The organism is Caldifermentibacillus hisashii, from assembly GCF_039654145.1.
In the GTDB taxonomy this organism is placed as follows: domain Bacteria; phylum Bacillota; class Bacilli; order Bacillales; family Caldibacillaceae; genus Caldifermentibacillus; species Caldifermentibacillus hisashii.
Genome location: NZ_CP155467.1, coordinates 3859201 through 3884064 on the forward strand (window position 1 = coordinate 3859201; position 24864 = coordinate 3884064).

At 37.8% G+C, this 24864-nt stretch carries 20 protein-coding genes; 6 read left to right on the forward strand and 14 right to left on the reverse strand.

Translation table 11 applies throughout. The annotated features are described in order from the left end of the window. The first annotated feature begins 114 nt into the window (after positions 1-114). From NSQ14_RS18425 to NSQ14_RS18445, 5 genes are all read left to right on the forward strand, one after another. Positions 115-2511, forward strand: coding sequence for a DUF4430 domain-containing protein (locus tag NSQ14_RS18425; protein ID WP_346216689.1), 2397 nt, complete (start codon positions 115-117; stop codon positions 2509-2511). Between the two features lie 404 nt (positions 2512-2915). Further along, entirely contained in the window at positions 2916-3722 is an 807-nt protein-coding gene (locus NSQ14_RS18430; RefSeq protein WP_340497453.1) for a DUF4430 domain-containing protein, read from the forward strand. Between the two features lie 63 nt (positions 3723-3785). After that, positions 3786-4667 (forward strand): energy-coupling factor transporter transmembrane component T, encoded by an 882-nt coding sequence (locus NSQ14_RS18435; protein ID WP_251242141.1) that lies wholly within the window; start codon positions 3786-3788, stop codon positions 4665-4667. Next, on the forward strand, positions 4646-6316 hold the full coding sequence (locus NSQ14_RS18440) for an ABC transporter ATP-binding protein (protein ID WP_251242142.1): 1671 nt from the start codon (positions 4646-4648) through the stop codon (positions 6314-6316). The genes NSQ14_RS18435 and NSQ14_RS18440 overlap by 22 nt, the downstream gene beginning before the upstream one ends. Beyond that, positions 6289-7014: an ECF transporter S component gene (locus NSQ14_RS18445; RefSeq protein ID WP_346216691.1), complete on the forward strand. Its 726-nt coding sequence runs from the start codon at positions 6289-6291 to the stop codon at positions 7012-7014. Before NSQ14_RS18440 ends, NSQ14_RS18445 begins: the two co-directional genes overlap by 28 nt. A gap of 248 nt (positions 7015-7262) precedes the next feature. On the opposite strand, the gene NSQ14_RS18450 is transcribed toward NSQ14_RS18445, so the two are convergent. From NSQ14_RS18450 to NSQ14_RS18475, 6 genes are all read right to left on the reverse strand, one after another. Then, positions 7263-7556, reverse strand: a complete 294-nt coding sequence (locus tag NSQ14_RS18450; RefSeq protein ID WP_041847363.1) for a hypothetical protein — start codon at positions 7554-7556, stop codon at positions 7263-7265. 288 nt (positions 7557-7844) lie between these two features. Further along, positions 7845-8783 carry an ABC transporter ATP-binding protein gene (locus NSQ14_RS18455; protein ID WP_108899165.1) on the reverse strand — a complete coding sequence of 313 codons (939 nt, stop codon included), beginning with the start codon at positions 8781-8783 and terminating at the stop codon, positions 7845-7847. Continuing rightward, complete coding sequence (locus NSQ14_RS18460) at positions 8783-9832, reverse strand: ABC transporter ATP-binding protein (RefSeq protein ID WP_244811015.1); 1050 nt, start codon at positions 9830-9832, stop codon at positions 8783-8785. Before NSQ14_RS18460 ends, NSQ14_RS18455 begins: the two co-directional genes overlap by 1 nt. 19 nt (positions 9833-9851) lie before the next feature. Then, entirely contained in the window at positions 9852-11006 is a 1155-nt protein-coding gene (gene opp3C, locus NSQ14_RS18465; RefSeq protein WP_041847366.1) for an oligopeptide ABC transporter permease, read from the reverse strand. Between the two features lies 1 nt (position 11007). After that, complete coding sequence (gene opp3b, locus NSQ14_RS18470) at positions 11008-11937, reverse strand: oligopeptide ABC transporter permease (protein ID WP_041845888.1); 930 nt, start codon at positions 11935-11937, stop codon at positions 11008-11010. A 150-nt stretch (positions 11938-12087) separates the two neighbouring features. After that, complete coding sequence (locus NSQ14_RS18475) at positions 12088-13758, reverse strand: peptide ABC transporter substrate-binding protein (RefSeq protein ID WP_346216692.1); 1671 nt, start codon at positions 13756-13758, stop codon at positions 12088-12090. Between the two features lie 423 nt (positions 13759-14181). On the opposite strand from NSQ14_RS18475, the gene NSQ14_RS18480 reads away from it, so the two are divergent. Continuing rightward, positions 14182-14550 carry a DUF3899 domain-containing protein gene (locus tag NSQ14_RS18480; protein WP_041845886.1) on the forward strand — a complete coding sequence of 123 codons (369 nt, stop codon included), beginning with the start codon at positions 14182-14184 and terminating at the stop codon, positions 14548-14550. 170 nt (positions 14551-14720) lie between these two features. On the opposite strand, the gene NSQ14_RS18485 is transcribed toward NSQ14_RS18480, so the two are convergent. The 8 genes from NSQ14_RS18485 to NSQ14_RS18520 form a co-directional block, all read right to left on the reverse strand. Next, entirely contained in the window at positions 14721-16205 is a 1485-nt protein-coding gene (locus NSQ14_RS18485) for a catalase (protein WP_034773507.1), read from the reverse strand. A gap of 505 nt (positions 16206-16710) precedes the next feature. Then, entirely contained in the window at positions 16711-18156 is a 1446-nt protein-coding gene (locus tag NSQ14_RS18490) for a glycoside hydrolase family 1 protein (RefSeq protein ID WP_095142475.1), read from the reverse strand. 28 nt (positions 18157-18184) lie between these two features. Further along, positions 18185-19621, reverse strand: a complete 1437-nt coding sequence (locus tag NSQ14_RS18495) for a 6-phospho-beta-glucosidase (protein ID WP_095142474.1) — start codon at positions 19619-19621, stop codon at positions 18185-18187. Between the two features lie 62 nt (positions 19622-19683). Further along, complete coding sequence (locus NSQ14_RS18500) at positions 19684-21612, reverse strand: beta-glucoside-specific PTS transporter subunit IIABC (RefSeq protein WP_346216694.1); 1929 nt, start codon at positions 21610-21612, stop codon at positions 19684-19686. 325 nt (positions 21613-21937) lie between these two features. Continuing rightward, the gene (gene licT / locus NSQ14_RS18505) at positions 21938-22786 is read right to left on the reverse strand and encodes a BglG family transcription antiterminator LicT (protein WP_095142472.1); all 849 of its coding nucleotides are present in this window, start codon (positions 22784-22786) and stop codon (positions 21938-21940) included. Positions 22787-23399: 613 nt separating this feature from the next. Beyond that, a complete protein-coding gene (locus tag NSQ14_RS18510) occupies positions 23400-23906 on the reverse strand; it encodes a hypothetical protein (RefSeq protein WP_346216695.1) in 507 nt (168 codons plus the stop codon). Between the two features lie 48 nt (positions 23907-23954). Beyond that, positions 23955-24179, reverse strand: a complete 225-nt coding sequence (locus tag NSQ14_RS18515; RefSeq protein WP_346216697.1) for a hypothetical protein — start codon at positions 24177-24179, stop codon at positions 23955-23957. 2 nt (positions 24180-24181) lie between these two features. Further along, positions 24182-24757 carry a transposase family protein gene (locus NSQ14_RS18520; RefSeq protein WP_346216699.1) on the reverse strand — a complete coding sequence of 192 codons (576 nt, stop codon included), beginning with the start codon at positions 24755-24757 and terminating at the stop codon, positions 24182-24184. Positions 24758-24864: the final 107 nt, after the last annotated feature.

The following is a 24864-nucleotide window of genomic DNA, read 5'->3' on the forward strand; positions in this document are numbered from 1 at the left end:
TAGGGGGTGTGTCTGTTGCATTGAAAAAGTAGTTTAATATAACTTCATGCACAAATACATCTCCTCCATGAGATGTTTTTTTATGGCAAAAAACAACAAAAGGAGGAATGATTAGTGAATTTCGCAAACAGAGTGGGAAAAAGAATTTTCGTTTTTATCGCATTAATTTTACTGATTACCCAAAGTAGTATCTCTTCTTTACACCACGTTTTAGCAGATACACCTGAAAATAAGGTCAATGTTTCCGTTATGAAAGAAGATGGCAGCTTTTTGATCGAGCGCTCAGTCGTTGATTTTTCCGATGGGGATACGGCTGGTGATGTGCTAAAAAAGGCTGCAACCGATGTCACCTTTGAAGACTCCGATTATGGCCCATATTTAAAAGCAATAAAGGGTGTTGTTGCTGAAGGAAACAAGTATTGGGGATTTTTTGTAAATGGAATCGCTTCAAATACCGGTGTAATGGATAGCAAAGTAAAGCCGGGTGACCAGTTGCTATTTCGAGTAATTGATTGGACAAAGAACCCTACTGTGCAACCAGAAGAACTCTCATCAATTATTGAAAAAACAGCGGCTCATTTGCTTAGTAATAATTCTCTTGATTGGTATGGAGTCCTTACATTAAGCATTTTGAATAAAAATATTCCACAATCCATAATTGATTCAAAAATTAATGAAGTTGTGGCCAATAACGGTGAGTTCCGGAAAGTAACCGATTTGGAGAACACAATTATTTTATTATCTGCTGCCGGTAAAGATGCAACAAATATTGAAGGCATCAATTTGATCGACCTTTTAGTTACACACGAACGAATGACGAATCAAGGAAATAATGGGCCGATTTTTGCCTTATGGGCACTTGATAGTGGTAATTATACTATTCAAAATCCAAATGCCGAATGGACAAGGGAAAAATTAATTAACCATATAATAGGTGCCCAATTAGACAATGGTGCATGGTCCCTATACGGCCCGACTCCTAGTGTGGATATAACGGCAATGACACTGACGGCTATGGCTCCTTATTCAAATCAGGAAAACGTAAAAGCAGCCATTGAGAAAGCTGTAGTCTGGCTCTCAGCGACTCAAACAGACAGTGCCGGATACTACGATACTTTTAACGGTGGAGAATCAAGTGAATCGATAGCCCAAGTAATTGTCGGATTATGTGCCAATAACATCGATCCAACCGGTAAGCAGTTTACAAAATCTGAGTTGAATTTAGTTCAGCGTCTTCTTCATTTTCAAAAGGATGACAATGGATTTGCCCATTTACTGACACAAGATTCAAATAGCATGGCAACGAATCAAGCATTTTTCGCATTAGCCTCTTATCAAAACTTTTTAAAAGGTGAAGTACCTGGTAAAGAACCAAATCAGCCTGAAGTACCCGAACCAACAACTCCAGAAACACTTTCACCGGAAGAATTTGCAACGGCTTTAAATAGTAGCCGTCAATACTTGCTTGACCATCGTGTTAATGATTTGTATAGTACCGTTGCATTTAATGCTTTAGGGGTAACGATTCCAAGTGATTATATTGATCAGTTAATAAACCAGGTTACTGCCAATAAAGCTGAGTTTCGTAAAGTAACTGATTTAGAGAGTATTATTTTATCTTTAACCGCTGCTGGCAAAGATGCGACAAAGATTGCCGGCTATAACTTAATTGAACAGTTGGTTAATCATAAAAATATGACGAATCAAGGAAATAACGGGCCTATCTATGCCCTGCTTGCTTTAGATAGTGGTGGCTATCCTGTTAATGAAAAGGCTGACTGGACAAGAGAAAAGATAGTTGACTATATTGTAAAAACTCAACTTAATAACGGGGCATGGTCTTTAGCAGGAGAAACGCCCAGTGCAGATTTAACCGGGATAGCGATTGCTGCTCTTGCTCCCTATTCAGAAAATGAAAATGTTCAAGCAGCCATTGAGAAAGCTGTAGACTGGCTTTCCAGTAATCAAACGAGCTCAAGCGGATTTTATGATACTTTCGCTGGAGGAGAAGCAAGTGAATCGATCGCATCTGTCATTATCGGTTTATCAGCAGCAGGAATTGATCCGACAGGTAGTGATTTTACAAAAGCAGAAGGGAACCTAGTCAAACGATTATTGGACTACAAAAATGCTGATGGCGGATTTTCTCACCTTATATCGGAACGTGAACCCAACCCGATCGCTAGCTCTCAGGCAACTTTGGCTCTCGCTGCATATCAGAAATATAAAAATAATCAAGGTTCTGTATTCCATCTCGTTGGCGACCTCGAACCGGTTCCAATAAAAAATTCGGTCGAAATAAGTAAAGAACAAGATCAACAGGTGAGCAAAATCGAAACAACAAAAGGTGCTGCCACAAATCTAAACGGTAAGGAGCAAAACAACTCAGAAAAGACATTGCCAGAAACTGCAACGAACACGTATCTCTTTCTATTCATTGGGATTATACTCGTTACACTTGCGGTCATGGTTACTATTTATCAGCATAGGAAAAAGGCTATTAGCAAGTAATTTTTACATGTATAAGCATTTCGATTTGGTTTGCAAATTTGTTGAGCACTTATGTTATCAAGTAGTTTCAATATGTGTCAACATTTCAATTTGAGTTACCAAAATTGTTTATCAAGGACTTTAAACATGTATCAGCATTTCGTAGGGGTTCAATTATCTTAGAATCCGTGGACATCATGCTCTATCAGTAAACTGGACATGCCGCAAAGATAAGGATACTGGACACGAAAATTCTTTGGAGGCCCTACTTCAAAATCGAATTTATCCAGTAAGTGGTTCTTAATAAAGGAGGGCTATCGTGAGAAGCGGGAGCCCTCCTGTACAACCACTTAAGTAGAGAATCATGGTTTTGGACAGAAAGCTGTGAAGGGACTCCTATTCAACCATTCAAGGAGGGAGAATCATTGAAACTTTGCAAAAAAGCACTATTTATCCTTTTATCCGCCTTCATTTTATTGTTTGCAGTTGGTTGTCAAAAAGACAGTGCATTACCTGAAAATGAAACGCTTTCCGAGAAAACAACACTCGAAAAACCTTCTAAAGAAGAACATGAAATGAAAGGAAATAAGGAAAACGGTTCAACAGAAGAGGGAAATTCAGAAAACAGTCCAAAGGAAAATGAGACAAAAGCTAATACAGAAAACAAACAATCAAATCCAAACACAGATAAAGCAACTGAGAATACAGGCAATAAGCAAGAAAATACAAATACCAACACAGCAAATAAATCGAATACCCAAACTTCTAAATCCGTTGAAAATAAAAGTACAACACCAGCACCGAAAACTGAATCCGGGCAGCCAGTGAACGGAGGAGGACAAACTTCCGCACCCGCACCAGCGCCAAAGCCGAAGAAGGATACCGTTACCGTATCGGTGGATGGTTACCAGGGGCCAATAAATGCACCGATTCCAACGGTCTTTCTTTCCCCGACAGAGGTAGAAATTGAATCGGGATATACCGCACTCGATGCCACATTAAAAATTTTAAAAGACAAAAAGATACAGATTAGTGTCAGAGGATCGGGCGCAACTGCTTATGTTGAGGGAATTAACAACATATATGAATTTGACTATGGCCCACTAAGCGGCTGGTTAATCGAAGTAAATGATGTATTAATAGATAATAGCGCGGGGATTGAGCCAATAAAAAATGGTGATAAGATTGAATGGATCTATACACTAGACTACACGAAAGATACCACTTACTAAAAATTTACAGGTGATAAATAATGATGATCAGTAAAAGACAGACAGTTGGAGGGGGCAAAGCTGATGGATAACGGATTCCGCTCTCTCCATCCTTTTGTCATATTTCTCTATTACGTTTTAGCCATTGCCATGATTATGCTTTATCAGCATCCATTTTTTTTGACCTTTGCATGCCTTCTTCTCGTGATTTTTAACTTTGTCTTAGATCAGGGAAAAATGCTAAAAAGATGGGTATCCATGATGATTGTTTTATCCTTGTTATTCCTTATTTTAACACCATTGACGAATCATCGCGGCAGTCATATTTTGTTCTACCTATTTAACAGTGCAATTACATTGGAAGCCTTGGTCCAAGGATTGCTAAATGCCTTGACCCTAATCGCCATTCTTACTCTAACGATTACTTTTAACTATTGCATGACTTCGGATAAATTTTTATTTTTATTTTCCAAGTGGATGCCAAAATGGTCTTTGTTAGCCATGCTTTCCGTTCGATTTGTTCCCTTGCTGAATAGAAGACTGATGGAAATCACAACTGTACAAAAAGGAAAGGGTTTGTCCGTCGCTTCCGGCCCTCTTAAACAAAGAGTCAAACATGGTTTATTGCTTGTTCAAGTGTTACTCACCTGGTCACTGGAAGATGGTATTCAAACAGCTGACTCGATGTCAGCAAGGGCTTATGGATTACAAAAAAGAACGAAATATACCCCCTATAAACTACATATGAATGATGGTTTCATGATACTCATCCTGGCAGGTTTAACAGGCACCGGCATATTTGGCTGGTGGTTGGGTGATGGCGTCCTTACCCTAACACCATTTTTAGAACCAACCATTTTATATGGGCGTGAATGGGTATTTTTTACGATTTATGTTCTCATCATTGGATTTCCGCTAATTGTGGAAGGAAAGGAGGCTATACAATGGCAATATTGGAAACGGTAAAGGTAAGTTTTACATACCCGGATCAATTGCTACCAGCCCTCAATCAAGTTTCATTTTCTGTTGAACCCGGAGAGTTTATTGTCATTTGTGGGCCTTCCGGAAGTGGTAAATCAACTTTGCTCCGAATGGTAAAACAAGAAATTGCCCCCTACGGAGAGCGATCCGGCGAGATTTTTTATAATGGAAAAAAATTGACCGAATATGAACCTGTCAAAATCGCTAAAGAAATTGGAATGGTGTTTCAAGACCCTGAAAATCAAATTGTGATGGATCGGGTATTTGAAGAACTTATTTTTGGATTAGAAAACATCGGCATGCCGACGGAAACCATGCGAACAAAACTTGCAGAAATGGTCCATTTTTTCGGAATCAATCATCTTCTTGATAAGAAGATTCATTTTTTATCCGGCGGGCAAAAACAAATTGTCAATCTTGCCTCCGTTTTGCTAATGGAACCGCGGATTCTTTTACTTGATGAGCCAACAGCCCAACTCGATCCCGTGGCCGCAAAGGATTTCCTTCATATGGTAAAACAAATGAATGATGAATTTGGAATAACAGTTCTTATTGTCGAACACCGATTGGAAGAAGTCTTTCCTTTAGCCGATCGGGTTTTCGTTTTCGACCATGGTTCGTTAAAAATATCCGGTCCACCAAAGGATGTGATTGCGAAAGTTTGGCAAGAACAGTACCGACCATTATTTCCTTATTTGCCAAGTACGGCATTATTATATTTGGAACACGCAGATAACTTACAAATTGCCGATATTCCTTTAACCGTCAAAGAAGGAAGGAAATGGGCTTCTCAACTGAAGACTCACCAGTCCGATACCTCCTTCAAAAAACAAGAAAATTATAATGAAAAACAGAACCCTATTCTGCAAGTAAAAAACATTTATTTTCAATATGAAAAAACAGGCAAAAAAATATTACAATCTTTATCTTTAACTATTAATGAGGGGGAATGGTTAACAATTGTTGGTGCCAATGGGACTGGAAAATCGACATTACTTAAGGTGATGGCCGGTCTTGAAAGTCCCCAGCGAGGGAAGCTAATTTATAACGGGAAAAAGTATTCAAAACCAATTTCCACTGATATTGCCTACTTACCGCAAAACCCGAAGCTCCTCTTTATACAAGATACCGTCCGAGGAGAATTAATCGAAACGGCACAGCAATTTCATCTTGAAAATTATGAAGAGAAAATAAATTGTTTGGTAGAGTTATTAGGAATTCAGTCCATCCTTGATCGTCACCCGTATGATGTAAGTGGCGGGGAAATGCAAAAAAGTGCATTAGCGTGTGTATTATTACCACAACCGAAAATACTCTTACTCGACGAACCAACGAAGGGACTCGATCCGGAAATGAAAGTTGCGTTAGGCAAATGGCTTAAATCGATGCAAAGCCGCGGCTTAACAATTGTAATGGTTACGCATGACATTGAATTTGCCGCACGTTTTTCTGACCGCAGTGCGATGATGTTTCAAGGAGAAATTACTGTCACTACTTCTACAAAAGACTTTTTTAAAGGTAATGCTTTTTATACAACGGTAGTTAATCGGATGACACGGGACGGAAACATTCCAGAGGTGGTAACAGTTGAGGAGGCTGAAGAAAAATGGGGTTCTCAGAAAATCAAAAACTAAAAAAACAGAAATATAAAAACTTGCTTATTGCTGGGTTACTAATCCTGTTAGCAGTCCTGCTCATCTTTGTACCATTATTGGTTGAAGAACAATATATATTGGCAAGTATTCTATTTATGGTTTGTTCCTTTTTTCCTTTGATGATTAAGTATGAACATAAAAAGGTTACCAGTAAGGAACTCGTTTTAATCGCTATTCTTGGGGCAATTGCTGCCGTGAGTAGAGTACCTTTTGCCAGCATTCCAAGTGTCCAGCCAACTACCTTTGTTATCATTATGGCCGGCGCTGTTTTTGGGGCAGAATCTGGTTTTGTTGTAGGTGCATTAGCTGCTATCGTGTCAAATATTTTTCTTGGCCAAGGACCTTGGACACCTTGGCAAATGTATGCCTGGGGAATGGTTGGCTTTGCTGCCGGGCTTTTAAAAAACACTTGGGTTATGAAAAGTTCAGTAGGACGCTCGATTTTTGGCTTTATCACCGGCTTTTTATTTGGATGGTTTATGAATCTTTGGGTTGTACTGACCTTAATGAATAGTTTTAATTGGGCACAGTTTATCGGGTTTTATACGGCTAGTTTCTATTTTGACTTGGCCCATGCTTTATCAAATGTTTTCTTTTTACTTGTATTTTCGCAAAGCTGGCTAAAGATTTTAAAAAGATTTCAAAAGAAATATGGTTTGTTGACAGCATACGGATAAGATGAGCGAATGACCCCCTCTTACCGGCATCTTGTACTTCACGAATGGGGTTAACCGAAATACTGACACCTTGATGGTTTGTAGCTTTTGATTTAGACGACAATAGAACGAACAGGTACATTACCTTTTTGGTGGTATTTTACTCAGAGTCAGAACAATGGGGAATCTTTCCAAATCCATTGGATCAAGCTTTTAAATCATAAAGGGGCACATCCATAAGTCAAAAAATGACTTTGCGGACAGCCCCTTCATTTCATTTGATGCCGTTTAAACGCTTCTATAAATAATTGGGGATCTGAATGTAAATGATACGTATAAACACCATGGTTTGTATGCAAATACAAAGTGCCCCCTTCACTTCCAAAGGGTTTATAGGAAAGGTCGAATATAGTTTCTAAGGGGAAATCATGATACCGGGTCACAAGTTTATCTTTATATAAGTACATATATCGTTCCTCTTCAATGTACTTTTGTTGGAATCCAATGTAATCGACTTCACGCTGAACCTTTATATATTTTAGCACCGCCAAGATTTCCCCCATAGATTTACCTCCTCGAAATATGACAATCACCTGTATTGCTAAAGGTATCTTTAGTTTATCAAGAACAAACTTCCTTTTCAAAGATGTTACTCTGTGAAAAAAACTCGGCGGTTGCCGAGTTTTTTTGTAGATATATTAGCATGTATAAAATACTGATGAACAGCCTTCAGACAAGTTTAGCTTCGAGTGCTCTTCCCTTTCTTACAAAAGGATTTGCATGTAAAAATACTGGTAAGCAGCCTTTAGACAAATTTTAACCTAGCTCCTAGCACCACCCGTCTGCTTTTCTTATTCTCCCAATTCTTTTTTATATTGCTCAAATTCCTTGCTTGTACAACGAACCCAATGGTGAGGTCGAATTTCGCGGAACTTTGGTTCTTCACTTGTATCATGAATTGATGGATCATAGGTTATTCGCTTACGACTCCGTTCATATTCAGGATCCGGCAGCGGTATCGCTGACAGTAATGATTTTGTATATGGATGGACCGGATTTTTATATAATTCATCACTATCTGCTAACTCTACCATATGTCCAAGATGCATAACACCAATCCGATCACTAATGTATTTAACCATGGAGAGGTCATGAGCAATGAACAAATACGTTAATCCATGTTCTTTTTGAAGTTTTTTCAATAAATTTACGACTTGTGCTTGAATCGATACATCCAAAGCAGAAATCGGTTCATCACAAATAATTAATTCCGGTTCTACGGCAAGGGCACGGGCAATGCCAATCCGTTGCCGTTGACCGCCACTGAATTCATGCGGAAAGCGTGTCGCATGTTCTTTATTCAAACCAACCGCTTCTAACAGTTGTTCCACTCTTTCTTTCCGTTCTTTTTCATTTTTTGCAAGGTGATGGACATCTAATCCTTCCGCAATAATATCCAATACAGTCATCCGGGGGTTGAGTGATGAGGATGGATCTTGGAAAATCATTTGCATTTTTCGGTTAAATTTCAATTTTTCCACTCTTGACTTTTTCGCATGAACATTTTCTCCGTGGAATAATACTTCTCCATCCGTCGCATCGTAAAGTCGGATAATTGTCTGACCGGTAGTCGATTTACCACTACCGGATTCTCCAACTAACCCGAATGTTTCTCCTTTATAGATATCAAAAGAAACATCATCAACAGCTTTAATTATTTTTTTCCGTCCGGCAGGGAAATATTTTTTCAAATGCTTGACTTCGAGAATTTTTTCCGTCTTGTTCACGATCATTCTCCCCCTTTCTTACCGGTTTTGGCAAAGCCTTCAATTCTCCGTCTTACGGACTCAGGCATTTCAATTTTCGGTGCATTTTTATGAAGTAACCAAGTTGCCGCATAATGTGTATCCGACACTTTAAACATCGGCGGTTCCATCACCGCATCGATTTCCAAGGCAAATTCGTTCCTTGGTGCAAAAGCATCACCCTTTGGTGGATTCAACATATCCGGCGGTGTACCCGGAATGGTATAAAGTTCTTCATCATCTGCATCCAATGTCGGCATGGATCCAAGTAAACCCCAAGTATATGGGTGTTTCGGGTTATAGAAAACATCGTCGACCGTTCCGATTTCAACAATTTTTCCGGCATACATTACCGCGACCCGGTCTGCTACATTAGCCACAACCCCTAAGTCATGGGTAATAAAAATAATGGATGTTTTTGTATCTCGTTGAATTTCCTTCATTAGTTCGAGAATTTGGGCTTGAATCGTTACGTCCAGCGCTGTTGTCGGTTCATCGGCAATTAATATTTTTGGGTTACATGCAAGGGCGATGGCGATGACAACCCGTTGCCGCATACCGCCGGAAAATTGGTGCGGGTATTGATTTACCCGAATTTCCGGATGTGGAATGCCAACTTGATCCAAAAGTTCAATTGCCTTTTTCTTTGCTTCTGCACGATTCATGCCTTGATGTTTGATTAAACCTTCAATAATTTGATTCCCGATTTTCATTGTCGGGTTTAATGAAGATAACGGATCTTGGAAGACCATCGATATTTCTTTTCCACGGATTTTTTGCATTTCCTTTTCGGATTTTTTTACTAAATCCTCTCCCTGAAAAAGGATTTGACCGCTTTTAATAATCCCTGCCGGTTTGGGAAGAAGCCCCATTAATGTCGAAGAAGTTACCGATTTTCCCGAACCGGACTCTCCAACGATAGCCAATGTCTCTCCTTCATTCAGGTCAAAACTTACACCTCGAACAGCTTGTACTTCACCGTTGTAGGTGTTAAATGAAACACTTAAATCTTTCACTTCCAATAGTTTACTCATTTAAAGACACCTACCTTGATTATTTATGCATTTTCGGATCAAACGCATCACGAAGACCATCACCTAAAATATTAAATGTGATCATGATGAGCGAAATTAAAATCGCCGGATAAACCAATAAATGCGGGTAGATCCGTAAGTTTTGGAACCCGATATTGATTAAAGAACCTAACGATGCATTTGGTGGAACAATCCCTAAACCGATAAAGCTTAAAAATGCTTCGAAAAATACCGCACTTGGAATCGAAAACATCGTGTTAACAATAATAATCCCACTGATATTCGGCAATAAATGCTTTCTAATAATAGAACCGTTCGATGTACCTAACGTTCTTGCAGCTAATACAAACTCCTGATTCTTTACCTTCATGACTTCACCGCGAACAATCCGCGCCATACCGGTCCATCCGGTTATTGCAAGGGCGATGACAATTGACATAATCCCCGGTTGCATGAATAACATCATTAATAAGATAATAACTAGGTTTGGAATACCGACAAGCACTTCAATAACCCGTTGCATATAATTATCTACTTTTCCGCCAAAGAAACCGGAAATCCCACCATAAGTAACACCAATTAAAAGGTCTAAAATAGCTGCAACAAAGGCAATAATTAAAGAAACCCGGGTTCCTAACCAAAGTCTTGTCCATTGGTCACGGCCTAAATGGTCCGTACCTAACCAGAAATACTGATCTCCCATACCTTTTGCATCATATACGTGATAAGTAGCTTCTACTTCGGCTGAATTTCTTTCGCCATTCCCTTTACTTTTCACTTTAAAATCTATAAATTTTTCTTGATTGTCAAAACGAGCAATTGCTTTCCTCTTTGCCTCTTCCACAGTAGAACCTTTAAAATCATCGGTTAAAGTACCGTCAAATCCAAGCCACGATATTTTTTCTAAACCCGGTGCATGCGGCGGTAATTTTGCACGACTTAAATTTTGGTCATCATTTCCGTATTCAGACATATGCGGACCAACGATACTCATAATTATAATAATGATTAGTAGAATGAGACTGATGATCGCAGGTTTATTTTTTAATAATGTTCTTCTTGCCTCTTGCCCGAATGTTCGACTAGGTTTAGAAATTGTCTCACTTGTATCTTCTTTCCGTACCAGAGGTTTAAATAATTCTTTCGGCAGATTGTTTAAATTGTTGTTCTCCATATTATTTATTCCCTCCAGTCACTCGAATTCTTGGATCAATTAATCCGTAAAGGAGGTCAACGATTAAAATAATAACGATAAAGGCAAATGCATATAAAAGGGTTGTCCCCATAATTGTCGGATAGTCATTGACTAGAACTGAGGAAACAAATTGCTCCCCAATACCCGGTATTGCAAAAATTTGCTCAATAACCATAGATCCGGTCATTATGTTTACAGCCATTGGTCCGATAACCGTTATTAATGGGATAAGTGCGTTTCGAAATCCGTGTTTCCATACCCGACCGGCTTGACCAATCCCTTTAGCTTTAGCAGTAAGCATATAGTTAGATCCTAATACTTCAACCATCTCAGTTCTGATAAACCTTGCTGCTGTTGCTAATGGTGTAATTGCCAATGCAATTGTCGGTAAAATCGTATGTTCAGGTTCACCCCAGAGAGCTACCGGAAACCATCCTAGTTCAACTGCAAATACATATTGAAGAAGTCCGGCAAATACAAAGGAAGGAATAGAAGTACCCAGTACAGCGATTATTGTTGAGGTATAATCCAGAAAACCATTATGGAAAACAGCAGCAATCAATCCTAATGCGATACCTAAAATCGTTCCAATCACCATGGCTTGAAAACCTACAAGTGCTGATGGCCCTATTCGATCCAATAATATTTGGGTAACCGGGGTATTATCAAATTTAAATGAAATTCCTAAGTCCCCTTGGACAAGTCCGGTCAAATAACGAACATATTGAACCGGAACCGGATCATTCAACCCGTATTTTTCTAAGACGATTGCCTTTTGTTCTTCACTCAATTTATCTTCTGCATTCAACGGACTTCCAGGTAACATTTTCATGAGGAAAAATGAAAGTGTTGCAATAATAAATAGTGTTACAATCATATATCCTAAACGACGTAGAATATAGCGAGCCATTTTGCCACCTCCTAAAAAGTAAAAAAAATAAATGTTCTCTATTATATGAAATTTATAGTTACATGAGGAAAGAGAGCGCACGCCAACATCTTGGCATACACTCTCTAATTTTAATTCCAATTCAATATATTAATAAATATATTTTTTTATTTATTCAATATAAGTCCATTTCCACTCATAGTCAGCACCAAATTGATTGGCAATAATGTTATGAACTTTTGGTGAGCTTAATAGAGCCAATGAACGTTGATAAATTGGCGCAATTGCTGCGTCTTCAAACAAGATTTTTTCTGCTTTCAACATAGCTTCATAACGTTTGTCTTGGTCATTCGCATATGTTGTTTGAATATCTTGAAGCAGTTTATCGTATTCCGGATTTGAATAACTCATTTTGTTGTTTCCACCATCGGTAATCCATAGATTTAAGAAGGTATATGGATCTAGGTAATCCGGGCCCCAACCGGCAAATTGGATATCATAGTCTTGAGCTGTATCAGCATCAATTCTTTGTTCGAATGGAACGTTTTTAATCGTAATATCCAATCCCGGCAAGTTGGTTTTTAATTGATTGGCAATGTATTCGTTAAATACTTTTGCCGTTTCCGTATCATCACCCATAAATTCCAGCGAAATACTGTCAACACCAAGTTCCTTCAAACCTTGCTCCCAATATTTCTTTGCTTCTTCTTTATTGTAGACAGCTAAGTCACCGTTTTGCTCACGGAAATCTTTACCCGTATTCGGTACTTTCACAAAGCCTTTTGGTATTAACCCGTTGGCGGAGATTGAACCGTTATTGAGAATTTCATTGACGCCGGCTTCTTTATCGACTGCCATCATGATTGCTTTTCGAATATTGACATTTGCCAATGGCGTTTTTTCACCGTTACGTTCTTGGTTTAGTTTTAACCAGAATACGTTAGCTTGCGGAATGGTGATAAAATCGTCATTGGAAGAATACATGTCAACTAAATCTGAAGTTAAACCTGCACGGTCCACTTCACCTTTTTCATATAAATCGACACCGGCTTGCGGGTCTTTTACGACAACGAAAGTAATTTTGTCTAATTTAACGGAATCTTTATCCCAATAATTTTCGTTTTTTACAAGTTCCCATTTATTTGAAGTACTGGTCCATTTTTCTAACGTAAATGGTCCGTTAAATAATAATGTTTCGGTACTTGTTGCATATTTATCACCTTGTGCCTCAACGAATTTTTGATTCATTGGCAGGAAGGTTCCGAAAGTTGTCAGTGATTCAAAATAAGGTGTAGGGTTTTCTAATTCTACCACTAAAGTATGGTCATCTTCTGCCCGCACACCCAGTTCTTCAACAGCTACTTCGCCTTTATTAACGGCTGTTGCGTTTTTAATAACGCCGCCCATCATATATGGACCATATTCTGAACCTGTTGCCGGGTCAACTGCTCGGCGCCATGCGTATACGAAATCATGCGCTGTTACAGGGTCACCGTTAGACCATTTGGCATCTTCACGTAATTTAAACGTCCAAGTTAAGCCATCATCGGATACTTCATGATCGATTGCCATTCCATCTTCAACTTTCCCGTCCTTTCCTAAGCGATATAAACCTTCCATTGATTCGCCTAAGAATTGAAAGGCATATTGGTCAGTTGCCATTGAAGAATCCATTGTCGGAATCTGATCACTATTCATTAAACGTAATACTTGTTCAGATGATTTATCAGTGTCTCCTGATCCTTTTTCTGAACTTTCATCTGATTTACCGCCACAAGCCGCTAAAACTGTGCTTACTAATAGTAAAGCAGCCAGTAGCAGTGACCACTTCTTCTTCTTCATAAAAGATAGCCCCCTATATTTTAATCTTCTGAATTTTGGAACTGGATGTTCCTAGTAATGAAGGTATATTACGAAGTATACAGTTAATTATTATTTTTGTAAAGAGAAAATTAAATATTAGTATAAGGTTAGTATAAGGTTTTTCGGGACTATTTGTAATTTACCAAATTAGGTGATTTATGGTTGAATTGGTATAGATAAAATAATCGTATTGTTTAACAAGATTTGTAGGAAGTAGTTTTCACTAATCTGTACGTGGTATAATGACAGCAACTATTTAAAATAGGTGAAATCAACGAAAGAGAAATTACAACTAGGTTGATTTAAAATATTAGTATAGTTTAACAAGATTTGTAGGAAGCAGTTTTCACTAATCTGTACACATGGAATAATGACAACAACTACTTAAAATAGGTGAAATCAATGAAAGAGAAACGACAAGCAGGTTTATTTTTAGTGAATATGGCAGTTATTTTCGTAGTTTTTTTCTTTGGGTCTGAACATACTCTAATCAGTTTCATTAATACCGTGTTTTACGTCGGGTTGATTTATGTGGTAACTGTCTTGTTCATGTTCACGGTAAAGGGTGGATTTTTTGACGGGCTTGTCTTTGGATTTAGGCGATATAACCATATTATGTTTAAAAGAAAAGATTATTTGGAGGAATGGAAGAAAAAACCTCTTCCGTCAGAATCGTTCAATATCCGATTATACCGATTATTACAATTTCAATGCTATATGCTAGTAGGAGGGTTAATTGTTCTACTTATCATATATTACATGGTTCGATAACTTTAGGGACAACTCAGCCATAAATATATTTTTAACTGACTACTAAATGGGATAGTAGTTAATTAAACTATTGAAAGAGGTTAGTTTCCATAATCGATCTAAAAATGCCCGGCTTCCACAAACATCGGAAACCGGGCATTTTCATTATATCTATTCTATTATTCTAGTGATTATTTTCCGGCTACAGCAGCTTCTACTTCACTCATCGAGATGCCCAATGCTTTTGCCACCCCTTCACCATAAGCCGGATCCGCTTTGTAGCAGTTTGTAATATGACGTAATTGAACTTCTTTTGTCGTTCCTTGCATATTACGGGCTGTATTTTCAAATAATCTTTGTTGCTCTTCCGGTGTCATGAGGCGGAACAATTTACCCGGTTGTTCATAATAATTGTCATCATCTTCACGAAAATTATGATAATCAGCAGTACCGAAAATATCTAGAGCCGGTTCCTGATGTTCCGGACTATCTTCCCACTCACCGTAGCTGTTCGGATAATAAGAAACGGATCCTCCTTCAGCCGCATTGAAAATTCTCATTGCACCGTCACGATGATAGGGATGGAAGTTTTTCGCATTTTTTGGATAATTTACCGGAATTTGCCAATGATTTACTCCTAATCGATAGCGTTGGGTATCCCCGTAAGAGAATAGACGTCCTTGCAACATTTTATCCGGGGAAAATCCAATACCCGGCACAATGTTTGTAGGTGCAAATGCTGCTTGCTCTACTTCGGCAAAATAGTTTTCCGGGTTGCGATTTAATTCAACCACACCGACTTCAATTAATGGGAAGTCTTTTTGATACCATACTTTTGTTAAATCAAACGGGTTATATGGTAGATTGCGAGCTTCCTCTTCGGTCATGACTTGAATGTACATAGTCCATCTCGGATAATCACCACGTTCGATAGCTTCATATAAATCTCTTTGATGGCTGTCACGGTCACGGCCGATTAATTCTTGTGCTTCTTGATCGGTTAAGCATTTAATTCCTTGTTGTGTTTTGAAGTGGAATTTTACCCAAATGCGTTCATTATCTGCATTAAACATCGAATACGTATGACTGCCAAACATATGCATATGTCTGTAGCTTGCCGGGATACCACGGTCACTCATGGTAATCGTCACTTGGTGTAAAGCTTCAGGTAGAGAACTCCAGAAATCCCAGTTTGCCTGCGCACTATGCATGTTTGTTTTTGGGTCACGTTTGACTACGTGGTTTAAGTCAGGGAAACGTTTAGGATCTCTCATGAAGAATACAGGTGTGTTATTACCAACAAGATCCCAATTTCCTTCTTCTGTATAAAATTTCATGGCACAACCGCGAATGTCCCGCTCGGCATCTGCGGCCCCTCGTTCTCCGGCTACCGTTGAAAAACGAATAAACATATCTGTTTTCTTACCAACTTCAGAGAAAAGAGCTGCCTTTGTATATTTCGTAATATCATTTGTTACAGTAAAAGTTCCGTATGCACCCGAACCTTTTGCGTGCATCCGCCGTTCCGGAATGACTTCCCGGTCAAAATGAGCTAATTTTTCAATAAACCAATAATCCTCCATCAAAAGCGGGCCACGTGGACCTGCCGTTTTCGAATCCTGATCATTTGGCACCGGAGCACCGAAAGCTGTTGTCAGTTTTTTCTTTTCACTCATCCTATGTACACCCCCAAAGTTTTTAAACTGATTAATAGCTATACTATATCATAATTATTTTTACTTTACAATTATTATAACTTAAAAATCGCAACTCCCTTATTTCGACAAAATTAACCAATTATTTAGGTCTTTATTTTGATATAATACTTATTAGATCAAGTGTCAGGCGGGATTACACTAAAAAATATTAAAATCGCGTTATTCTCATTTATTTATTTTTATTGATAATAAACCTAACTTTACTTTCACTTATTTTTTGGATAATAATTTTACAAGGATTAAAATATATAAACGTAACTGAAAAAAATGATGTGTTACGTGCCACCCACAATACCGAATAACCAAGTTTTCATTAGGAAGAAAAAATGATGAAGAAATATGCAAAAATATAGGGGCTGTCCAGAAAATCATTTTCGACTTTCGGAAGCCCCATCTTTGTTCTAAAAGCTTGGTACAACTTTAGATAACACCAAAATTAACAAAGAAAACAGTGGAATAAAAATTAATCTAAGTCCCTACCGTTTGAATCTATCACTTTTTTATACCAGAAGAATGACTTTTTCTTTTTCCGCTCCAATGTACCGCTGCCGTCATCATGTTTGTCAACGTAAATGAAGCCGTACCTTTTCGACATTTCACCTGTTGACGCACTGACAAGATCAATACAACCCCAGCTCGTATAACCCATTAAATCAACACCGTCTTCAATTGCCTCAGCCATTTGTTTAATATGTTCACGTAAATAGTCAATCCGATAGTCATCATTGATGGAGCCGTCTTCTTCTACCTTGTCATAAGCACCCAGACCATTTTCCACCACGAACAAAGGTACACCATAGCGGCCGTAAAGTTTATTCAATGAAATACGTAAACCGATTGGATCGATTTCCCAACCCCAATCACTTGCTTTTAAAAATGGGTTTTTCACTCCTTGCATAATATTTCCGGTAATGCCTTCCAGATCGGATTTGTCTTTCTTCTCTGTACGGGACATATAATAACTGAACCCAATATAATCAACTGTCCCTTCTTTTATGATTTCAAGGTCTCCATCTTCCATTTCCAACTCAATATTGTGTTCTTTGAAGTAACGTTTAATGAAGGCTGGGTATTCACCACGCACTTGAACATCAGCACAGAAATAGTTAAAAATATTTTCTTGTTCAAGAGCATACATTACATTTTCGGGATTGCAATCATAAGAATACACGGGCGCATAAATAATCATACAGCCAATTTTTGCTTCCGGCATAAGTTCATGACAAAGTTTAACGGCTTTTGCACTGGCTACAAATTGATGGTGGTACGCTTGGAATGTCGGCCCATATTTGTCTTCTTCTTTTTGGATCGCAAATCCGAGTCCCATAATCGGCATCATCAAGCCACTGTTAATTTCATTAAATGTCATCCAATACTTTACTTTCCCTTTATACCGGTTAAAGATTGCTGTTACATATCTCTCAAAGAAGGTTACAACTTTCCGATTACGCCAACCGCCATATTCTTTAACTAGATGTACCGGCATTTCATAATGGGAAATGGTTACTACCGGTTCAATTCCATGTTTATGTAATTCATCAAAAACGCGGTCGTAAAATGCTAAACCTTCTTCATTTGGTTCTAATTCATCACCTTTAGGAAAAATACGGGTCCAGGCAATCGACATTCTAAATACTTTAAAGCCCATTTCTGCAAACAAAGCGATATCTTCTTTATATCGATGATAGAAATCAATTGCTTCATGATTCGGGTAATAATATTTGTCTTCGTGGATTTCAAAATCAAAGCCCGGTGTTGCTAAAATTTTTAAGCGGTCCTTGCCTCCGGGTAGAACATCTGCAATATTTAATCCTTTATTTCCTTCATGAAAACCGCCTTCTAATTGGTTGGCTGCCGTTGCTCCTCCCCATAAAAATCCTTCCGGGAAACCTTTTCCGATTTGTGCCATAAATAATTCCTCCTTAATCGATCGTTTATTAATCTAAGTTTGCCCCATTTGATTCAATGACTTGTTTATACCAATAAAAACTTCTTTTTTTCAGTCTTTGTAATGATCCGTTTCCTTCATTATCCTTATCAACATAAATATATCCATACCGTTTTTTCATTTCTCCGGTTGAAGCACTGACCAAGTCAATCGGTCCCCAACTTGTATATCCAATCAATTCAACCCCGTCTTGGATTGCTTCACCCATTTGAATAATATGTTTTCGTAAATACTCAATCCGGTAATCATCATGGACTTCTCCATCAGGGGAAACCGTATCTACAGCGCCTAGACCATTTTCAACGATAAAGAGCGGTTTTTGGTAACGATCATATAATTGATTGGCTGTAATCCTAAGACCTTTTGCATCAATTGGCCAGCCCCATTCAGATTTTTCCAGATACGGGTTTTCTACAGATGCAAACACATTTCCGCTTGTAATTTGCTTTAATATTTCCGGATCGCCACTGGTTGCACGGCTTCCATAATAACTAAACCCGATATAATCAACGGTATATTTTTTCAGTAATTCTTCATCACCAGCTTCCATTTTGATGGTTAAGTTGTTTTCTTTAAAAAATCGTTTGGCATATCCGGGATATTCCCCACGAGATTGGACATCAATAAAGAAGTATGACTCACGGTCTTTTTCCATTGCACGAAACACATCATCCGGATGACAAGTATAAGGATATGTTGCCCCTCCAGCAAGCATGCAGCCGATTTTTGCATCAGGAATAATTTCATGACAAGCTTTCACTGCCAGACTGCTAGCAACAAGTTGATGGTGGGCTGCTTGGTATTGAATTTGCAATTTATCGTCACCTTCTTTAAACACTAGACCAGCACCGACAAACGGCAAATGCAATAACATATTAATTTCATTGAATGTCATCCAGTATTTCACTTTATCTTTATAACGTTTAAAAATGGTCGTTGCATATTTTTCAAAGAACTCAACAAGTTTGCGATTTTTCCAGCTTCCGTATGCCTCCACTAAATGAAGCGGTACATCAAAATGAGCAATAGTCACAACAGGTTGGATACCAAATTTTAGTAATTCATCAAATAAATCATCATAAAATTGTAATCCAGCCTCATTTGGTGTTTCATCATCTCCATTTGGAAAAATTCGGGCCCAAGAGATTGAAATTCGTAATGCTTTAAAACCCATTTCTGCAAACAATGCGATATCCTCTTTATATCGATGATAAAAATCAATCGCTTCATGAGACGGGTAATATTCGCCTTCAATCGGTTTGAAAGAATCAACATGTCCGGTTGCAATTGCCCAACGGTTTTTACCGGTTGGCATAATATCAACAGTTGTTAAGCCTTTTCCACCCTCCAAATAAGCTCCTTCTGTTTGGTTTGCTGCGATGGCACCGCCCCATAAAAATCCTTCCGGGAATGTAAAATATGTCATGGTATAGCCCCTTTCTTATGTTAAAGAGAAGGAGGATTTCTCCCCCTCTATTCAATTATCAGTTATTTTGATTGGACTTGTAATAAATTTTCGCCGACTTTTACTTGATTTTCGCAAGTTGGTGTTGCATCAAATTGGTCATAATTTGTTACGACTATCGGTGTTGTTACCGAAAAACCTGCTTTTTTAATTTGATCAATATCGAATTCAATAAGTAGTTGACCTTTTTCTACACGATCACCTTGAGATACGTGACCCTTAAAATATTTTCCTTCTAATTGAACCGTATCCATCCCAATATGAATTAACACTTCCGCACCTTCGTCTGTTGTCATGCCAATTGCATGGTTGGTAGGATATAAAGCAGATACAATTCCGGAAACAGGTGCATATAATTTTCCTTCAGCTGGTTCAATGGCAACACCTTTTCCCAGGGCACCGGATGCAAATGCTGCATCACTAATATCCGATAATTGTTTTACTTCGCCATTAAGCGGGCTTAAAATCATTTCTTTTTTAGCGTTTGTGGCTGTTGTACTTTGGACAGCATTTGTTGAACCACTTACAGTTTCAATGGTAATGTTTTCTTCCTTATTAACGCCACCAAAAAAGTAAGTTAAAAGAAAGCCCAAAATAAATGCTACAATTGTACTGATAATTGAACCCCAGAATCCCATATTAAGTCCTTCTGTAGGATGAATATTACTTGCATAACCAAAGACACCAAGACCGCCGACCATATATATTTTTGTACCGAAAAGTCCAAGCATTGCTCCACCGATTGCAGCGGCAACACAACTCATGATAAACGGCCTTTTCTTTGGAAGAGTAATCCCATAGATAGCAGGCTCAGTAACACCGAAAATACCGGAAATAAATGCAGGAATACTTAATGATTTTAGTTTCTGATCTTTCGTTTTCAACCATACGCCAAGCACAGCACCTGTTTGGGCAAATGACGCTGCAAATACTAACGCTAAAATTGAATCTTCTCCTAAAACAGCAATATTATTAATTGCAATCGGTACAAGACCCCAGTGTAAACCAAAAATAACAAATACTTGCCAAAATGCGCCTAAGAAAATACCTGTAATAATTGGACTTAAATGAATTAACCAAGTTGTAAATTGACCAATTAAACTTCCTGCCCATGTTGCAATTGGTCCAATAACGATAAGGGTTAACGGTACTACAACTAATAAAGTGAAGAATGGGACTAAGAATGCTTTTACAACATCAGGAATAACTTTTTTAAACCACTTTTCTACTTTGGAACCAACGTAAGTCGCTAAGACAATTGGAATAACTGAGGATGAATATGACATTAAAATTACCGGAATACCTAAAAATGTAATATAGACAGGTGATTCAAACATTGTTCCTGCAAACAAAGTATATAGAGGCTTCCCTGTTGTCAAACCGGATAAGGCCGGATAAACAAGAGCTGCACCGATTACCATTCCTAAAAATTGATTGGCACCAAACTTTTTCGCTGCCGTAAAACCTAGAAAAATCGGGAAGAAGTAAAACAACGCATCCCCAATGGCATTCAAAATTTGATAAGTCCCCGATGTATTCGCATATAAATCCAAAGATACAAATAACGCGTTAAAACCTTTAATCATCCCGGTTGCGGCCAACACACCTAATGTTGGTGCAAAAATACCTGAAATGATATCAATAAATTTATTGAATAATCCTTGTTTTTCTCCGCTTTCCTCTTCTTCAACAGGGGATTCTGCTTGAAACCCTCCTACTGCAACTACGGCTTTATACACATCGGGTACATGGTTACCGATAACGACTTGATATTGCCCGCCGCTTTTCATAACGGTCACGACGCCATCCATATTTTTCAGTACTTCTGTATTCGCTTTGTTTTCATCTTTTAATTTAAATCGGAGTCTTGTAATACAGTGCACAACACTGATAACGTTTTCCTTACCACCGACATTTGCAATAATGTCTTTAGCTAATTGCTCATATTTCATTTTTGACCCTTCTTTCATTTAAATATAGTAATTATCAAATAAAAAACCTGAGCCAATTTGAATACAATTGTATTGTCTTCAAATCAGTTCAGGTTATGCCCACAATGGTAACATTCCTTACTTTTGTATTTAATTGTTTCACTTGGTCGTGGACCACCTCCCAAAAAAATAAAAAAACCTAAACTGTCCACTAATGGTATTGTGAACAATTTAGGTTTTGCCTGCATGACCAGTAACAATCCTAATGAAAGGGGTTACTATTAACTTGATGACTACATATTAGCATAATTTTTCACAATCTGTCAACGCTTTCTCGACAATTTTTTTATTTGTATTTTTGCCGGTTGGTAACCCTGTAAATATGAACCGTTAAATACAGTTCTTCATCCTTTGTTAACTCAAAATGAAACTGCTTTTCAAGATACGTTTTAATTTTTTGCGTACAGGCATAAGCTTCCGGATACTTAATCTTAATTTGTTCAAAGAAAAATTCGTCTACCGATTCCTCCAATTTCTCCTCTCTTATAAAGCGAATCGCAAAGAATCGCAAATGTGTAAGGAATCGTTCGTAGTTTATCGAATTTTCATCCAGCTCCATTTTAAAATGGTATTTAACTATATTCAAAATCTTATTTACAATTTCCGTTACTTGGATGGCAGTGGCTACATTTTCACCGGATAACTGGCTGTTAACGAGATGGAGAGCAATTGATGCAGCTTCATCCTCTCCCAGTTCGATTCCTGTTTCCTCTTTAATAATCTCAAGAGCTTTAACAGCAACTTGAAATTCATCTTTGTAAAATTTACGTATTTCCCAGAGTAACGGATTTTTTAAATGAATACCTTGTTTGTATCTGCTGATGGCAAAACTGATATGATCAGTAAGTGCGACATAAAGATATTCGTCTAATTTATAGGGCAATTGCGATTTTGCATATTCCAAAATTCGGGCTGAGATATTTAAGTATTTTTCCGATATATCCCGGAGCAGATTCGCTAGCTTTTCTGAAATACCATGGGTTTCCAAAACAAATGTCTTTTCAATTTTCGACGCATCAATTATTTCCCCGACTTTTTTTTGAAACGCCAGTCCTCTGCCCATAACGACAATTTCTTGATTTCGGCTATTCAATGAGACAACAACATTGTTATTTAATACCTTTTTAATCTTCATTTTCACTCACCCTTAGTCAGATGAATTTATCCATATAATAAAAAACCTAAATTGTCCACCAATAGTATAGGGAACAATTTAGGTTTTGCCTGCATAACCAGTAACAATCCTAATATAAAGCCAATTATTTAAGACTCTGTATAATCTAAAGTAGGTAGAATCTTTTTTCCACAAACTCCTTCCCTACTCCAATTGAATCTATACCATATAACTTATTTTATAATAAAGCAGTAGCCAATATACTACTTTAGTTCGTATAAGCTCGTCTCAAAATCTTTATTTATAACTATCGTAATTTTTCTCCACAAAAATCATGGGATTCATTCATAAATTAATAATTCTATGCTACCACGAATTTTCATGATTTGTCAACGCTTTCTTGTGGGTTCCAGCTATGAGGAGTAAATTTATCAATTTTCGGTAGTATTATGCAATTACGACTTATCCACAGTTGGTAAAATTTTCCAGTTAAATTTATTTACAAAAAGGGTCAAAAAGAACCAATTTTGCTTATTTTTTAAAAAATGTGGATAACTTATTTTTGCTTATTTTTTTGTTGTGGATAACTTTTTTTTCTTTGCCAAACATCACATCCTTTGGTACAATTAAATCGCTAGGTAAACCTAATTTGCATAGGTTTTCCCAGTTGTGCGATATCCTCGTCTGTTAGTGTTTGCCCGCGAAAGGCTTCTAACAATCGCGAGGATATTTCTTTTATCGTTTTCTTCATGCTTCTCAATATTTTTGACCCATGCTCATGTAACACCATGATAATCTCTGTAATTTGGGTTAATAGGTAGTGATTTTTCATGGCATTGTAATCTTGGCTGCTTGCGTGTTCAATGTGGTAGCGCAGGTTTTTTTGTCTGTTAAACCCCTCATTCTCTATTCTCCAGCGGCTTCTGCCAGCGTTCATCAGTTTCTTTGCATTGTTTTTTGTGATTTTTATATCTGTGATAAAGGTAAATTTTTGTTTTCTTTTTTCATCTTCTACTTCGCATTCGAAAACATTCACCCCAAAGCCTCTGTAATCAATATCGTTCACCCAGGTGATTTCCCCTCGCTGTTCGCTTTCACGTATCTTTACCACATTGGCTTTCTTGCCTTCCTCCTCTTCCATATTTTTTAACGCTTCAAACTCATCGGCGATGCTTTTGATACGATCTTCCTAAAAACGGAATAAGTAGTTCCAATTATTCGCCTTGCATTGTTTCAATACATTTTCACAGGCATAAAGACTATCGGCAATCAGACAGATAGGCAGTTTTTTAAAGGTGTCTTTCAGTCTAGCAGTCAGTCGATAAAAAGCTTTCAACTCACAATCTTGTTTTTTTACGTCCTCTGATTCATTTTCAATAAACTCGGAGGCCACACTTAGTACCATATTTCCCACAATTAACTGGCTTCCAAGACATGATGCATGTAGATGGTCTTTGTTTTTTCTTCACCCGTTTCCTTGTCTATGTATTTGCGCTCCCGTTTCAGGCAGTGTTCACAATGTTTTTTGTCAAAAGTAAAAATACCGGTCCCATCTATGGCAATACCCCAGTATTTCCCATTGATACGATAGGATTCAAAACACCTCTTTTTGAATAATTTCTTGATCATATCGATTCGGATCCTTTCAAGTTCTGCCGGGTTCACTCGTGCCAAAAAATCATTGATTGTGTCATAATGGGGCAGTTCTTCCAAATCTTCATTCCCCAACCATTTTCCCACATTTTTGATGCACTCTTCCTTGTTGAATTCATTTGTCATTTCACGCATACTTTTTAAGTTGCATGCATTTTTCAAAATAACCATCATCAAAAGGACTTCCGTGTCATAGGTGATATAGCTTTGGTGCCTTGGATCATCAATAGTTTTGAGCAGTTTGTTTAAATTTTTAAAAAAGTGATTTTGTGTTTTTAGCAACTCGAATAAATAATTTACCTCTTTTTCCATTTCTCGCTTTTCTTTCCTCGTTACCATAAAAAGTTCCCCCCAAATGCCAATATATTAGGTTTTTTACATACCCTTATTATCACATATTTGGCAAAGTTTGGGTGGAATTATCTCGAAGAATTTTTACTCTTCAG

Bases quoted from the DNA above. Each gene is read 5' to 3' on its own strand.
- NSQ14_RS18460 (WP_244811015.1), bottom strand. From the start codon at position 9,832: ATGAGTAAACTATTGGAAGTGAAAGATTTAAGTGTTTCATTTAACACC.
- NSQ14_RS18490 (WP_095142475.1), bottom strand. From the start codon at position 18,156: ATGGCACAAATCGGAAAAGGTTTCCCGGAAGGATTTTTATGGGGAGGA.
- licT (WP_095142472.1), bottom strand. From the start codon at position 22,786: ATGAAGATTAAAAAGGTATTAAATAACAATGTTGTTGTCTCATTGAAT.
- NSQ14_RS18495 (WP_095142474.1), bottom strand. From the start codon at position 19,621: ATGACATATTTTACATTCCCGGAAGGATTTTTATGGGGCGGTGCCATC.
- NSQ14_RS18480 (WP_041845886.1), top strand. From the start codon at position 14,182: ATGAAAGAGAAACGACAAGCAGGTTTATTTTTAGTGAATATGGCAGTT.
- NSQ14_RS18485 (WP_034773507.1), bottom strand. From the start codon at position 16,205: ATGAGTGAAAAGAAAAAACTGACAACAGCTTTCGGTGCTCCGGTGCCA.
- NSQ14_RS18445 (WP_346216691.1), top strand. From the start codon at position 6,289: ATGGGGTTCTCAGAAAATCAAAAACTAAAAAAACAGAAATATAAAAAC.
- opp3C (WP_041847366.1), bottom strand. From the start codon at position 11,006: ATGGAGAACAACAATTTAAACAATCTGCCGAAAGAATTATTTAAACCT.
- NSQ14_RS18510 (WP_346216695.1), bottom strand. From the start codon at position 23,906: ATGGAAGAGGAGGAAGGCAAGAAAGCCAATGTGGTAAAGATACGTGAA.
- NSQ14_RS18450 (WP_041847363.1), bottom strand. From the start codon at position 7,556: ATGGGGGAAATCTTGGCGGTGCTAAAATATATAAAGGTTCAGCGTGAA.
- NSQ14_RS18475 (WP_346216692.1), bottom strand. From the start codon at position 13,758: ATGAAGAAGAAGAAGTGGTCACTGCTACTGGCTGCTTTACTATTAGTA.
- NSQ14_RS18500 (WP_346216694.1), bottom strand. From the start codon at position 21,612: ATGAAATATGAGCAATTAGCTAAAGACATTATTGCAAATGTCGGTGGT.
- NSQ14_RS18520 (WP_346216699.1), bottom strand. From the start codon at position 24,757: ATGGTAACGAGGAAAGAAAAGCGAGAAATGGAAAAAGAGGTAAATTAT.
- NSQ14_RS18440 (WP_251242142.1), top strand. From the start codon at position 4,646: ATGGCAATATTGGAAACGGTAAAGGTAAGTTTTACATACCCGGATCAA.
- opp3b (WP_041845888.1), bottom strand. From the start codon at position 11,937: ATGGCTCGCTATATTCTACGTCGTTTAGGATATATGATTGTAACACTA.
- NSQ14_RS18435 (WP_251242141.1), top strand. From the start codon at position 3,786: ATGGATAACGGATTCCGCTCTCTCCATCCTTTTGTCATATTTCTCTAT.